This is a genomic window from Caballeronia novacaledonica, from assembly GCF_900258035.1.
GTDB classification, from domain to species: Bacteria; Pseudomonadota; Gammaproteobacteria; order Burkholderiales; family Burkholderiaceae; genus Caballeronia; species Caballeronia novacaledonica.
Map to the genome: position 1 here is coordinate 368,712 of NZ_OGTP01000003.1, position 13,952 is coordinate 382,663.

General features: G+C 57.3%; 14 protein-coding genes. 6 read left to right on the forward strand and 8 right to left on the reverse strand.

All coding sequences use genetic code 11. From position 1 onward, the window contains the following. Nucleotides 1-98 precede the first annotated feature (98 nt). Nucleotides 99-3,779 (forward strand): type IIG restriction enzyme/methyltransferase, encoded by a 3,681-nt coding sequence (locus tag NOV72_RS07905; protein WP_106854021.1) that lies wholly within the window; start codon nt 99-101, stop codon nt 3,777-3,779. A 117-nt stretch (nt 3,780-3,896) separates the two neighbouring features. Here NOV72_RS07905 and NOV72_RS07910 read toward each other — a convergent pair whose 3' ends face one another. After that, on the reverse strand, nt 3,897-5,027 hold the full coding sequence (locus NOV72_RS07910) for a site-specific integrase (protein WP_181290907.1): 1,131 nt from the start codon (nt 5,025-5,027) through the stop codon (nt 3,897-3,899). Nucleotides 5,028-5,270: 243 nt separating this feature from the next. On the opposite strand from NOV72_RS07910, the gene NOV72_RS07915 reads away from it, so the two are divergent. After that, nucleotides 5,271-5,678: a VOC family protein gene (locus NOV72_RS07915; protein ID WP_106854022.1), complete on the forward strand. Its 408-nt coding sequence runs from the start codon at nt 5,271-5,273 to the stop codon at nt 5,676-5,678. 10 nt (nt 5,679-5,688) lie between these two features. Here the strand turns inward: NOV72_RS07915 and NOV72_RS07920 are convergent, their stop codons facing one another. Together NOV72_RS07920 and sap1 are read right to left on the reverse strand one after the other, a co-directional pair. Further along, nucleotides 5,689-6,231: a YaeQ family protein gene (locus NOV72_RS07920; protein WP_106854023.1), complete on the reverse strand. Its 543-nt coding sequence runs from the start codon at nt 6,229-6,231 to the stop codon at nt 5,689-5,691. A gap of 241 nt (nt 6,232-6,472) precedes the next feature. Further along, nucleotides 6,473-6,817: a surface attachment protein Sap1 gene (gene sap1 / locus NOV72_RS07925; RefSeq protein WP_106854024.1), complete on the reverse strand. Its 345-nt coding sequence runs from the start codon at nt 6,815-6,817 to the stop codon at nt 6,473-6,475. Nucleotides 6,818-7,219: 402 nt separating this feature from the next. On the opposite strand from sap1, the gene NOV72_RS07930 reads away from it, so the two are divergent. Both NOV72_RS07930 and NOV72_RS07935 read left to right on the forward strand, forming a co-directional pair. Continuing rightward, nucleotides 7,220-7,846: a LysE family translocator gene (locus NOV72_RS07930; RefSeq protein WP_106854025.1), complete on the forward strand. Its 627-nt coding sequence runs from the start codon at nt 7,220-7,222 to the stop codon at nt 7,844-7,846. Further along, nucleotides 7,843-8,313 carry an SgcJ/EcaC family oxidoreductase gene (locus NOV72_RS07935; RefSeq protein ID WP_106854026.1) on the forward strand — a complete coding sequence of 157 codons (471 nt, stop codon included), beginning with the start codon at nt 7,843-7,845 and terminating at the stop codon, nt 8,311-8,313. Before NOV72_RS07930 ends, NOV72_RS07935 begins: the two co-directional genes overlap by 4 nt. A gap of 11 nt (nt 8,314-8,324) precedes the next feature. Here the strand turns inward: NOV72_RS07935 and mnmE are convergent, their stop codons facing one another. Beyond that, nucleotides 8,325-9,713, reverse strand: coding sequence for a tRNA uridine-5-carboxymethylaminomethyl(34) synthesis GTPase MnmE (gene mnmE, locus NOV72_RS07940; protein ID WP_106854027.1), 1,389 nt, complete (start codon nt 9,711-9,713; stop codon nt 8,325-8,327). Between the two features lie 311 nt (nt 9,714-10,024). On the opposite strand from mnmE, the gene NOV72_RS07945 reads away from it, so the two are divergent. Further along, entirely contained in the window at nt 10,025-10,441 is a 417-nt protein-coding gene (locus tag NOV72_RS07945; protein WP_106854028.1) for a transcriptional regulator, read from the forward strand. Between the two features lie 70 nt (nt 10,442-10,511). Here the strand turns inward: NOV72_RS07945 and yidC are convergent, their stop codons facing one another. The 4 genes from yidC to rpmH all read right to left on the reverse strand — a co-directional run bounded on the left by yidC (nt 10,512) and on the right by rpmH (nt 13,236). Then, nucleotides 10,512-12,182 carry a membrane protein insertase YidC gene (yidC, locus tag NOV72_RS07950; protein ID WP_106854029.1) on the reverse strand — a complete coding sequence of 557 codons (1,671 nt, stop codon included), beginning with the start codon at nt 12,180-12,182 and terminating at the stop codon, nt 10,512-10,514. An 8-nt stretch (nt 12,183-12,190) separates the two neighbouring features. After that, the gene (gene yidD / locus NOV72_RS07955; protein ID WP_106854067.1) at nt 12,191-12,496 is read right to left on the reverse strand and encodes a membrane protein insertion efficiency factor YidD; all 306 of its coding nucleotides are present in this window, start codon (nt 12,494-12,496) and stop codon (nt 12,191-12,193) included. 59 nt (nt 12,497-12,555) lie between these two features. After that, nucleotides 12,556-13,032, reverse strand: a complete 477-nt coding sequence (gene rnpA, locus NOV72_RS07960; protein WP_245932937.1) for a ribonuclease P protein component — start codon at nt 13,030-13,032, stop codon at nt 12,556-12,558. A gap of 69 nt (nt 13,033-13,101) precedes the next feature. Then, the gene (rpmH, locus tag NOV72_RS07965) at nt 13,102-13,236 is read right to left on the reverse strand and encodes a 50S ribosomal protein L34 (RefSeq protein WP_004198824.1); all 135 of its coding nucleotides are present in this window, start codon (nt 13,234-13,236) and stop codon (nt 13,102-13,104) included. Between the two features lie 404 nt (nt 13,237-13,640). Here rpmH and NOV72_RS07970 point away from each other — a divergent pair. Beyond that, a partial coding sequence (locus NOV72_RS07970) for a DnaA N-terminal domain-containing protein (RefSeq protein ID WP_281261800.1) occupies nt 13,641-13,952 on the forward strand: 312 nt, incomplete at its 3' end.

A 13,952-nucleotide genomic window follows, 5' to 3' on the forward strand; every position in this document is an offset into this window, starting at 1 on the left:
CTGAAACTCGCCCGTAAGCGTGCCTCGTGTCAAACTTGGAAGAAAGTGAGTCTAAGGGTAAGATTACGCGGCGATAAAAGACTATTCTCAGGAAAAAAATGCCCGCTGTAGGAATCACTCCATCAGAGTCGATTAATCGGACCTTCCTTAACCGGCCTCTTTCCCATGCCGCGTTCACTACCTTTTCGGCCGCCCTCCAGAAACTGGCGGACCATCAAGTGCATGCGAAGCAGGGTGAGGAATATCATAAAACGCTTCTACGCGACTTTCTCAATGAAATTGGTTACGGCGGAAAGTACTTCATAAACGTTAACGATAAGATCGATCTCGCAATCTTTGAGTCGAGCACGCCGGGCGCGCGCATATCCGTAATATTTGAGACTAAAAAACCTGGAAGCTCCGAACTTTGTCGGCCTTCCGATCTCAACAGAAAAGCGCTGCAGGAGGCGTTGCTTTATTACCTGAGAGAACGCGTCGGCAAAGTCATGGTGCGGGAACCTAATCTCGATATAAAAAATATCGTTATTACTGATGTCGAAAACTGGTTTGTTTTTGATTCTCGCGTGTTCGAGAGTGCGTTTTATCAAGACACCTCGCTCATTAAGGCTTTCGTCGATTTCGAACGTGGCTCCCTTTCCGCAACCAAGACAGAGGCCTTCTACGCGGAAATAGCGAAGCCAGCAATTGCACGCCACATTGATGAAATTACATTCACGTATTTCAACTTGAATGAATGCATTCAAAACGGCGACGTACGGCCTGGAAAGAAAGTCAGCGCAATTTGCAAGTTTCTTTCGCCCGAGAGCTTGCTAAGGTTGCCGTTTGAAAACGTAGGCAACTCTCTTAATCAGGCATTTTACGCGGAATTGCTTCACGTACTTGGTCTCGAAGAGGCAAAAGAAAAGCAGAAACGGGTTATTCAGAGAAAGCCGGAAAGTGGACGCCTCCCCGCTTCAATGCTGGAAAATACACTGCAGATAATACTGTCGCGTGGCCTTCTGGCAAACGTCAAAGACCTGCCGCAATACGGTGAAACGTTGAATGCGCAGTTGCTCTCTATCGGACTGCAACTTTGTACCACTTGGCTGAATCGGATACTATTCATCAAGCTGCTTGAGGGGCAGTTGTCCAAGTATGAGAGGAATGAGAGAGTCAAGCCTTTTATTACCGAAGAAAAGATAAGCAGCTACCAGGATTTCGAGGAATTGTTTTTCGACGTTCTCGCCGTTGAATTCGATAAACGGTCGGCAGAGCTACAAAAGAAATACCCAAACGTACCCTACTTAAACAGCTCCTTATTCGAGCCTACTGAATTGGAAAAGCAAACGATTCCAATCAGTGGGTTGAAGAGCAATCTTCGCTTGCCAGCTTATAAATCGACTGTCCTGCGTAATGAGTCTGGGAAACGATTTTCTGGCGACCTCGACATATCTCGCTATTTGATTCGCTTTCTAGATGCTTATGATTTTTCTGCCGTTTCGTCTCAGGCCGTTTTGGACCAGAATAAGCCTCTTATTAACGCCGCAGTTCTCGGTCTTATATTTGAAAAGATCAATAACTATCAGGACGGCGCGTTTTTCACGCCTGCGTCGGTAACTTCTTATATTTGTCGAAATACTATACGCCGGACCGTTATACGTAAAGTTAACAGTGCGTTCGAATGGGAATGCTCAACCCTCGTTGACCTCTATAACAAAATTACCCCGAAGAATTTCGACGCGGTGGAGCAAGTCGTATCTTCGGTCCGAATTTGCGATCCAGCTGTCGGTTCCGGTCACTTTTTAGTTGCTGCGCTGAACGAACTGATAAGCGTAAAGCACGAACTTGGTCTTTTAAAGTTCCCAGACGGAAAAATCTTTAAAGGTCAAATCACCGCCGAAGGGGACGAACTGATCATCTTGGATGAAAACGGCGAACCCTTTGAATATCAGCCCCGTCTACAACGTTCGCATGAACTGCAAAAACTCTTGTTTTCTCAAAAGCGGCTATTGATCGAGAACTGCTTGTTTGGGGTGGACATTAACCCTACTTCGGCTCATATTTGCCGACTGCGTCTATGGATCGAACTTCTGAAGTCGTCGTACTATAAAGATGCGGATCGACTTGTCGGACTTGAAACGCTGCCGAATATCGACATTAATATCAAGACTGGCAATTCATTGATCAGTCGATTTGCGCTCGCCTCAGACCTAAAGGTGACGTTCAGTCGCAGAACCACAAACGCCGCGAATTACTCAATCGACGCATACAGGCGCGCGGTTCATGACTATACAAACGCGAATAGCAAGCAAGCAAAGAAGGCGCTCGCCGACTTTATCAGTAAGGTAAAAGAGAATTTTCGTTCTGAGATAAAAAAGAATGATCGAGATACTGCCTTGCTAGAAAGCAAGCGGGAACAGCGACGCACTCTAGTCAACCAATCTTCACTTTTCGGCGGACCTAGCTCAGATGAAGCAGCTAAAAACCGCAAAATTGAACGTCTCGACGAAGACATCGAGAAGCTTGAGAAAAAATTGGAAGAACTCGAGAAAGCGGAACTGTATCAACATGCTTTCGAATGGCGTTTCGAATTTCCTGAAGCGTTGGACGAAGCCGCTAGTTTCAAGGGTTTCGATGCTGTGATCGGAAATCCTCCTTACGGGGTGAAGCTCGCCGCGAAAACCTGTGAACGACTTGTAAAGACGCTTGGGACTGTTCCTGATAAGGAAATCTACTATTGGTTTTTATTGCTCGGCCGAGCGCTGTTACAGGACGGCGGGGAATTAGCCTATATCATTCCGAACGGAATCATGTACAACGTTTTTGCTCGTCAATTCAGGCTTGATCTTCTTAAAAATTGGAATGTTCTGGAGATTGCGGACTGTACCGATTTCGGCGTTTTCCCCGATGCGGTCGTTCAAAACGTAATTCTCTCACTGGGTAAAGGCGCAAGCGTAGAGGACATTCCTTACCGCGAGGTGCAAGGAGCTAAGTCCCTTAAAGACATTTTAAACGCTCCTATCGAGAAAAAAACTAAATCGGATCTGATCAATCTAAATGCAAATTGGTCATTAGCGCTCCGCCTGCCCGCTGAGACTTTAGGCGTCCTGGATGCAATCAAGAGCGCTTCAAAACCGCTGAGTGAGTATTTTCCGGAAGTAAGTCAGGGGTTGATTGCTTATGATAAATACCAAGGGCAGGACGCGGATACGATCGCGAATCGGATTTTTCACTCACAGGTCCGCTCGAAGGTTCACAATAAGAAATGGCTGCGAGGCGAGGATGTAACGCCGTATTCATGTACTTGGAACGGTGTGGATTATTTCAATTATGCTGAAGGAGTTGCAAACCGAAGAAAGCCGAAATTTTTCTTAGGCAGGCGACTTTTGGTGCGAGAGATTACCAATCCGAGCATCTATGCTGCCATCACAGAAGGCGAGAGCTATAACGATCCTTCGTTATTGATCGTGCTCGATTGTGAAGACGGAGAATTTCCATTAGAAGCGTTGCTTGGGATCTTGAACTCCCGTTTGGCTACGTACTACCATTTCAATTCGTCGCCTAAAGCAACAAAAGGAGCCTTTCCCAAAATATTAATTACGGACATTGTCTCGTTTCCGCTTCCATCTGCATCATCTAAGCAAATATCAGAGATCGCCGCGTTAGCGCGTGAGCTGTGCACGGCCAAACAAGAAGGGGACAATAAGCAACGCACCGCCCTTCAAAAACGGATGGATCAGCTAGTCTGCAAATGTTATGGTCTCTCGAAAGAGCAATCATCGCTGATCTTGGCCGATTGACGAAATGCGGTAGGTGCGGCCGCCAAAATATTGGGTCATGAGCGCGTGACGACTTGTCATGTCCAGCGAACTTTGACGAGTCGCGTTCGTCTCGGGGCGAACGCTCGGGCCGACGACCTAGGCAAGGCGCTTCGCGAGCTCCTCAGCGCGAGGGTGGTAGTAACGCATGAGCATACGCGGATCTTTATGTCCGGTTATTTTCGTCAATTCATGCATTGGAAAGATGGAGGCCAAGCGTGATGTCGCTTCGTGTCGCAGATCGTGAAAGCGAAGGTCCGTTAGGAATTTGCTATTTGGTCTCGACTGGGTAGCCTTGGACTCTTCTACGTAGCGACTACGAGCACGCGATACTGCTCGCTCGAAAGCCCTAGTAACGGCGTCGCTCCGGATTTTAAATACGCGATCGGCTTCATCTTCGTAGCTTTCAGCCGTCCCAATCGTGGCGCTGTCCCGTGCGTCTCTTAGTGTCTGCAGCACCGCAACGGCGCGCGAAGACAATGGTACGTCACGCGCGTCCCCGTTTTTCGTTGACGGCAGGTGTACGACGCGGCGATTCAGGTCCACATGCACCCACAAGAGGGACACGATCTCTCCTCGGCGCATTGCTGTTTCGACCGCCAGCCAAATGATCGACGGCAGCAGCGGCGAACCGCTGGCCTTAGCTACTCGTTCGAGCTCCCCGTCTTGCGCGCCGCGCAACGATTCTGATTCTTCTCCGCCTGCCGCGCTGACGGCCGAGTCGGTGTCAGCGATGCGCCGAGTACGAGCGTTGTTAGGCTGCGGCTTTCGAACCAGTTCGACCGGATTGGACAGGCTGTCCATGCCCCATTCTTTGCGGGCGATGTTGAAGACATGGGACAGTACCGCCAAGCGGCGTAGTACCGTCGCGGGCCTGTAGTCCTTCAGCCATTGATCGCGGAGCTTCGCCACGTCTGCACTGCGGATTGTTGCGAGCGGCCGCCTCGCCAAGTCGATCGCCCTGCAGGTTTTTATGATGGACGACTCCTGCGCGGCTCCCTTCTTTGTCAGTGAGATTTCTTCCTCGTAACGTTGCAGCGCCTCAAAAAGCGTCGTCGCTTCGGCTTCACTACGGCTGACCCATACACCGCGCGACATTTCCGATTCGATCATGCTGGCCCAAGCCTCAGCCTCAGCTTTGGTGTTGAAGGTCTTGCTCTGCGCTGGATAGCCGCGCCGGCGAACCTGCGCCTCCCACTGGTATTGTCCACGCTTTCGTATGGTCGGCATTTCTCGCTGTCTGCTCGAACGGTTGTGGCAAGATTGTGGCAAATAATCCGAAATAGCGCTAGAACCATTGCCGTAAAAGGCACCGTTTTTACATTCGCAATGCGAAGGTCGGGAGTTCGATCCTCCTCCTCTATCCATCACGAATTCAAGGGCTTGGCTCAACCGCCAACCCCTTTTTCGCATTTGAACCCGCCGCCCCCATTCGCGCTAGACTCAATCCCACATCGAACGTCAAAGATCGCCATGCATCTCAACATCCGCGAAATCGATCACGTCGTGATCCGCTGCGCCGATCTCGACACCATGGTTAATTTCTATCGAACCGTGTTGGGCTGTCCCGTGGAGAAAGAACAGCGCGATCTCGGCCTCGTGCAGATGCGCGCGGGCCGCTCGCTCATCGATTTGCTGGCCGTCGGCGCCAAGATCGATCGGCCCGAAAGCGGCCAGCCGGGAGCGGGGCGCAACATGGATCATCTCTGCGTACGCGTCGAGCCCTTCGACGTGCACACGTTACGCGCGTACCTGGAAAAGCACGGCGCACGCATCGGGGAAGACGCGCGGCGCTACGGCGCCGAAGGTTTCGGCCCGTCGCTCTATCTGTTCGATCCAGAAGGCAACATGGTGGAGCTCAAGGGACCGCCCGAAGCCTGAACGTCAGACATCAAGCCTTCAGCTCGTTCCAGCGAATCGAAACGGCCTCGACGGTCTCGCTGCTCAGCGATACGTCACCGTCCTGCACCATCAATTGCAAACGCATCGTCCGTTCGGCCAGCTTGCCGAGCGCTTCGGCGACGCCATCCGCGAGCGACCACACCGTCACGTTCTGCAACCGCTCGACCTTGCCCTTCACGCCATTCCACCAGATATCCGCAGTCTTGCCGGCATAAGCGATGACGATCACGCGATCCGAACGGCCGCTCGCCTTCGAGATGCGCCGTTCGTCGGGCTGACCGACTTCAATCCACGTTTGAATCTGGCCGGTGAGATCCTTCTGCCAAAGATCGGGTTCGTCGGTGTCGGAGAGGCCTTTGCAGAATTCGAGCCGCTCGTCGGCGAATAGTCCGAACGCAGCGACGCGAACCATCATCCGGTCGTCGGTCTCCGACGGATGGCGCGCAATGGTCAGGGAATGATCGCCGTAGTAGTGGCGATCCATGTCGGCGACTTGCAGGTCGGCCTTGTAGATCGTGGATTTGAGAGCCATTCAGCGTGGGGCGCCGGTTCTTTGGCCGGCGAGGAAGGAATGTCGAAGCGCGGCATCAAACGCGCGCGAAACCGACATTGTGCGGCGAATCGGTGCAAATGTGGAAGTCAGCAACGAGCGCGCGCGGGAGCGCCACGCAGCGTGAACGCCGCAATCGATTTATGCCGAACGGATAAATCATATCGCCGACGCGATTCGAAAATCGCGCCGGATTGCGGATAGGGAAAAGCGCAAAAACCGCTTATTGATCGATAAATCGATCCGCAGTCCACATGCCTTGTGTATCGCTATTGGCGGCGTTGACGAATTCCACGTCATGGCCCACCACGCGAATTACGCGAAAGTGCGAATCGACCGGAGTCGAAATGCATTCGAAACCCTCGAAATACTGCTGCATCTTCTGATGCTCGCCGGCTTTTGCATGCTGGTCGGCCGAATCGAACTTGTCCTTGGACAAGCAGCCATACGAATTAGGCCGGAAAGTGAAGGTCTGCTGAGCCTGAACAACGCTGTCCTGGGCTTGTGCCGTGGAAACGGCTGCAAACAAACCCATTATCGCGAGGAGAGCACCGGTGCGTTTCTGCATGTATAGCCTCCCAAACGAAGCCGTTTCGAAATTAGCTATGTATTTAAAAGCGAATGACCGCAAAACTCATGCTAGATGAGTGCATCAAACTTGCAAGCATATGTTGTGTGCGATCGCAACACGTCAGAATGTCGCAGGCTTTTTAAGCGAATCCAACAAGCGATGGATGAATTAAAAATCTTCGAAATGTTGATTCGGAAAGAATGAAAGTTCGCACCGGCGCACGTGGAAGTGCGGCAATTTGCCTCGCCACCGTCTTTGGTGCGTCGCACCAGGCGAAAACGAGGCGTATCCAACAATGCTGGAGGAAGTTGCCTCGACGTCGTCAAGCTGGCTGAACGGCCTATTGCAAGCGGCCTGCGTTCATGGATAAATCGACGCATCAAACTCAGGAGATCAAGCATGACCCTCGCTCAATGGCTGCCGTTCGCGATCGCGTCGGCGATTCTCGTCGCGATTCCCGGTCCGACCGTGCTGCTCGTCGTGTCCTACGCGCTCGGCCACGGCCGCAAGTACGCGTTTGCGACGACCCTCGGCGTCGCGCTCGGCGACTTAACCGCGATGACGGCGTCCATGCTCGGCCTCGGCGTGCTGCTCGCCGCATCGGCGGAGCTGTTCATGGTGGTGAAGTGGATCGGCGCGGCGTATCTCGTCTACCTCGGCATCAAGTTGTGGAGCGCGCCCGTCGTCGATACGGACGCCGTGCAGCCCACCGGCGAACTGCGCACGAGCCGCATCATGGCGCACGCCTACGCCGTCACGACGCTGAATCCAAAGAGCATCATTTTCTTCGTTGCGTTCGTGCCGCAATTCGTCGATCCACACGCGGCGAGCGTCTCGCAGATCGCGATCCTCGAGGCGACCTTCGTCGGGCTCGCGACGGCCAACGCGTTCGCTTACGCGCTGCTCGCGTCCGGCGCGCGCAAGGCGATTCGCCGGCCTTCCGTGCAGCGCGCCGTGAACCGCACGGGTGGCGCGCTGCTAATGGGCGCGGGCGTTTTCGCGGCGGCGTGGAAGAAGGCCACATGAACCAGCTCGACGATTGGACCGCGAGCGCACGGCACGTGTATTTCGGCCTGCTCGACGACTGGAACAGGCAGGACGCGGTCTCGATGGCGGCGCGTTTCACCGAGCGCGGCAGTCTGGTCGGCTTCGACGGCAGCGCGATCGATGGACGTGCCGCCATCGAAGCGCATCTTCAGCCGATCTTCGCCCAGCATCCGACGCCGCGTTTCGTCGCGAAAGTGCGCGAGGTGAGGCGCATGGCGAACGGGCAGACACTGCTGCTGCGCGCCGTCGCGGGCATGTGGCCGCGCGGCGCGACGCAACTCGAACCGAGCCTGAACGCGATTCAGACGGTGGTGCTGTCGCTCTGCGACGGCGTCTATCGGGTCGAGATGTTTCAGAACACGCCGGCGGCATTTCACGGGCGGACCGAGGAGGCCGAAAAGCTCAACACGGAGTTGCGCGAGGTCGGCAAACCCGAGGGCGCGTAAGCGGTCCGCCTTTATTTTCCGATGCAGAAGCGGCTGAAGATCACGCCCAGCAGGTCGTCGGAGGTGAATTCTCCGGTAATCGAGTTGAGATTGTCCTGCGCGAGCCGCAGTTCTTCCGCGAACAAATCGAGCACTTGCGAATGCTGGCCGGCATGTTCGGCGGCGAGCGCGAGGTGGTCGCGCGCCTCGCGCAGCGCGATCAGGTGACGTTCGCGTGCGAGATACACGCTCTCGGCACCCGCCTGCCAGCCGGCGATCTTCAGCAGTTCATCGCGCAGCAGTGAAATGCCGTCGCCGGTTTTCGCCGACAGGTTGACCTCCCGCGCGTGTCCTTCAGCGTCGTGTACGGTGGACGGCGTGCCCGCGAGATCCGTCTTGTTCATCACCCGCACGACAGGCACGCCCGCCGGAAAGCGCGCCGCGATGGCCTGGTCTTCCGGCGTCGCGCCCTCGCGTGCGTCCAGTAGATGCAGCACGACATCTGCGCGCTCGATTTCTCCCCACGTCCGCTCGATGCCGATTCGCTCCACTTCGTCCTGCGTTTCGCGCAGGCCCGCCGTATCGATGATGTGCAGCGGAATGCCTTCGACCTGAATCGTCTGCGCGACTTTGTCGCGTGTCGTGCCGGCAATCGGCGTGACGATCGCGAGTTCCGCGCCCGCAAGCGCATTCAGCAGCGACGATTTACCGACGTTCGGCTGCCCCGCAAGCACGACCGACAAGCCTTCGCGCAGAAGCGCGCCCTGACGCGCGTCGGCGAGCACGGTGTCGAGCCGCTGCCGGATGCGTGCGAGTTTGCCGCGGGCATCGGCCGCTTCCAGAAAGTCGATTTCTTCCTCGGGAAAATCCAGCGTCGCTTCGACGAGCATGCGCAAATTGATCACGTCCTCGACGAGCACATGGATTTCGCGCGAGAACGCGCCGTCCAGCGAGCGGCCGGCCGACCGCGCGGCGGCTTCCGTGCTCGCTTCGATCAGATCGGCGACGGCTTCCGCCTGCGCGAGATCGAGCTTGTCGTTGAGAAAAGCGCGGCGCGTGAATTCGCCGGGCTCGGCAAGCCGCAGGCCGAAATCGCGACCCGCTTCGATCGCACGTTGCAACACCAGTTGCAGCACGATCGGTCCGCCGTGGCCTTGCAGTTCCAGCACGTGCTCGCCCGTGTAGGAGTTCGGCGCGGGGAAATAGAGCGCGATGCCGCGATCGAGCGCTTCGCCATTGCCGTCGACGAAGGGCACATAGCTCGCGTGACGCGGCGCCAGCGCCTGTCCGCACAACGCGTGCATCGCTTTTTGCGCGGCGGCTTCGCCCGCACGGCCGAACGACAGACGCACGACGCCAATTCCGCCACGGCCGGGCGCGGTGGCGATTGCGACGATCGGATCGGTGTCGTTACTCAGCATGTCGGTCGTGCAGCCGGATGATTTTGAAGTGCGGGCATTGTATCGCGGGGTACCGATCGAACCGTCGCGCATCGGCAAGGCAGCGGTGACAATGTTAGCTTTTTTGAGATAGAACGTTACAACCGGCCTGAAACGGAAACGCTGCATCGCTGGAAACGATGAGTCATACGGGTGTGGGCGTCGCGCCGAAAGTTCGCTGCCATACGGCAAACAAATTGCGTGCGTATTTAAGATAAAAGCGGGCAAAGTCGCGCCAAATATAGCCCGATTGGTTGACTGGTAAGCAACGATTGCCTCGCACAATCCAGCCCATGCCTACAACACAAGAAAAGGCCGATTTCTCCGAGCGGCTCAAATTCTCGATGACCCGTGCACCTGAAAAGATGCGCGGCGCGACCGATCTCGCACTGCATTTCAATCTGCGTTATCAGGGCGAATCGGTTTCGCCGCAGACGGCGCACAAGTGGCTGTCCGGCCGCTCGATTCCCACCGTCGACAAGCTGAAGACGCTTGCTGAGTGGTTCAAGGTCGATCAGCACTGGCTGCATTACGGGCCGCCGCCCAGCGGCAATCCGCAAGTCACGCCGAAGCCGCTCGCGCGCGACGAGCGGTATCCCGCGTCCGAGGAGACGCTCGAACTGGTGACGAAGATCGAGGCGCTGTCGCCGCATCACCGGTATTTGCTCGAGGAACTCATCGAGCAGTTTTATGGATCGATGAAGCGCTAGATTTCGTCCCACAAAAGCAAAACGCCCGGCAAGCCGGGCGTTTTCACATCTGACAGAGCCAGGCCGCGCGTTACGCCGGCTTCTTCTTGCTCCTGCCCATCATGCGCGTGATGTAGTACTGCTGGGCGATCGACAACACGTTGTTCACCACGTAGTACAGCACGAGACCGGCCGGGAAGAAGAAGAACATGACCGAGAACGCGATGGGCATGAACATCATCATCTTCGCCTGAACGGGGTCGGGCGGCGTCGGGTTCAGCTTGGTCTGCACGAACATCGAGACGGCCATCAGCACCGGCAGGATGAAGTACGGGTCCTGCTGCGACAGATCGTGAATCCAGAGAATCCACGGCGCGCCGCGCATTTCCACCGACGACAGCAGCACCCAGTACAGCGAGATGAACACCGGAATCTGCACGACCACCGGCAGACAGCCGCCGAACGGGTTCACCTTCTCGGTCTTGTAGAGCTCCATCAGCGCGGAGTTCATCTTCTGCGGGTCGCTCTTGAAACGCTCGCGAAGCTGCTGCATGCGCGGCGTGATTTCCTTCATGCGCGCCATCGACTTGTAGCTCGCCGCCGACAGCGGGAAGAACACGGCCTTGATGAGCAGCGTCAGCAGCACGATCGCCCAGCCCCAGTTGCCGACGTAGCCGTGAATCTTCTCGAGCAGCCAGAAGAGCGGCTTGGCGATGATCGTCACCATGCCGTAATCCTTCACGAGCTCCAGACCCGGCGCGATGCCTTCCAGCATGCGCTCTTCTTCCGGACCGGCGAAGAGGCGGGCGTCGACGTTCACGGTCTGTCCCGGCGCGATCGTCTGCGCGGGCAGCGTCACGCCGACGCGATACAGGTCCGGATCGATCTTCTGCACGTAGATGTCGCGCTTCACGCCTTGCTGCGGAATCCACGCGGACGCGAAGTAGTGCTGCACCATCGCGATCCAGCCGTTATCCGACGAAGGTTCGAACGTCGCCTTGTTCTTGTCGATGTCGGAGAAATCGATTTTCTGGAAGTGCTTCTGATCCGTGTAGACCGCCGGCCCGATGAACGTATGCGAGAAACGCGGCGTCTCGACCGGCGTGTTGTCGCGCACGAGTTCCATGTAGAGCTTCGGCGAGACCGGCGCGGTGCCGACGTTCCCGATCTTCGTATCGACGTTGATCACATAGCTGCCGCGCGTGAAGCTGTAGGTCTTGATGACCTTCACGCCGCCCTTCACCGGCGATTCGAACGCGATCTTCAGCGTTTTCTCGTCGCCCGTCAGCGACGTCTGGCCGGGCACCGGCGTGAAGATGTCGTTGTGGTTCGGGAAGTCGCCGCCCAGAAGGCCCGTGCGCGCGAGGTACGTGTGATTCGCGGTGTGATCGAAGAGCGTGATGTAGAGGTCAGGCTGCTTGCCGTCGCCTTCCTTCATCAGCGCGAGCTTCGAGAGCGTGCCGCCGCGCGTGTCGATCTCACCGGAGTAGACGTCCGTCGTGAACTTGACGAGCTGGGCTTGCGCCGTGGCGGGAGGCGTCGTCGCGCCGGGCGCGGCCGTGCCCGCAGGCGCGTTCGGCAATTCGGACGGCTGCGCGCCGGATGCGGCGGAGCCCGGTGCCGGGTTGCTGGCGGTCTTGGCAGGTTGCGTCGCGCTCGGGAAGAACATCGACGGGCGCCCATGGTCCCGCTGCCAGTTGTCGAACAGCAGGACAACTGACACGAAGAAGATGACCCATAGGACGGTGCGTTTGATATCCATGCGTTGTCTCAGTGTCGATCGGAAAGCGCTTCAGCGCCGTTTAGTGTTGAAAGCTTGTCTTGCCCGGAGGCTTCAGCGTCCGCGCTCGATTCGTGTGCGTTGGGAGGCGGCACGAGATCGACGCCGCCCGCCGAAAGAGGATGGCAGCGGCACAGCCGTTTCACGGCGAGATACGTGCCATGCGCGGCGCCATGATACTGGATTGCCTCGCGCGCGTAGTCGGAACAGGAAGGATAAAAACGGCACCGGTTGCCGAGCAGCGGGCTCACAGCAACCTTGTAGAAGCGCAACAACGCGATGAGTGCCGTTTGCATAGTCTTCGCGCCGCGCGCCGGACTCGCCGTGGAAGGCTGACGTCTGGCGCAACCGCGCTTCATGACCCTGACGGGCCGGATGATTCGTCGACGGCGGGCGCCTCCGGCGGCGCCGCCACGGTTTCGGCCTTGCGGCGCGCGGCTTCGCGCACGGCACGGTCGAACAATGTTTCCAGCTCGCTGCCGACGAGCGCCCGAAGTGGCGGCGAACTCGCGCTCGACATCGCCTTTCGGTCGATTTTCGCGTGCAGCCGCACGAGGATATCGAATCCGTCCAACTGCGCACGCCGCAGCCGGAAGATGTCGCGCGCAAGCCGTTTGATCAGATTGCGCGTGACGGCGCGCGGCGCCTGCTTCTTGCCGATCACCAGCCCGAGCCGCGCTTCTTTCCCGGACGGCTTGCCGTACAGGACGAAGTGCGGCGAACGCCGCCAGGGCCGCAAACGAAAAACGGATGAGAACTCATCCGTTTTCAGCAGCCTTGCGGCCTTGGGGAACGCGGCCTGCGCCGGCAACTGAACGATGTCCTGTCTCAAGACTTCTGTGCGGCGCGTGAGCGGCTCGCTGTCGAGTGCAAGATACAACCGCGAGCGGGCTCGGCAGACTTAGATTGCCAGGCGCTTGCGGCCCTTCGCGCGGCGAGCGTTGATGACCTTGCGGCCGCCAGCGGTCTTCATGCGAACGCGGAAGCCATGGGTGCGCTTGCGGCGCGTCACGGAAGGTTGGTAAGTACGTTTCATGGTGCTCTCACTTGAGTTGATTGACCGCGCGGGCTTGGCTCCAGTGTGGTCACTGCAAGCGCGATGGCCGGAGGTTCAGGAATTCTGTTTTCGCGGAACCCGCTATTTAAACCGTTTTCCTATTGACCGTCAATAGGTTAGCGCCAGCGAACGCGTATTCAGGTAGATTTTCGGCCTCCTCGACGTGCTGATTTGACCCTGTGGATAACTCGCGCGCCACCCTCGTTTGGCGTTAGAATCTCGCCTTACTCCCAAATATCCGCCCGCTGCTTCGGCCCGCCGTCCGCCCGCAAACCCTTGCGGCGTAAGCCTCCGGAGCATGCCTGCTCGGCTGTGCCGGGACTTGTCCGAACGTTCGGCAAGCACGGCCTGCAGGTGCGGAGCAACCATAACGACCGCATTCGATGAACGATTTCTGGGAACACTGTTCCGCACTGCTTGCGCGAGAACTCACGCCGCAGCAGTACGTCACGTGGATCAAGCCGCTGACCCCGGTCGACTTCGATGCCGACGCGAACACCCTGCGCATCGCCGCTCCCAATCGCTTCAAGCTCGACTGGGTGAAGAGCCAGTTTTCGGGCCGTATCGCCGACGTGGCGCGCGACTTCTTCAGCGCGCCGGTCGATGTCCAGTTCGTGCTCGATCCCAAAGCGACCGCGCGCAACGCGATCGGCGGCGGCCTGAGCGCCACGCCGCGCCCGACCGCGAGCGCGCCC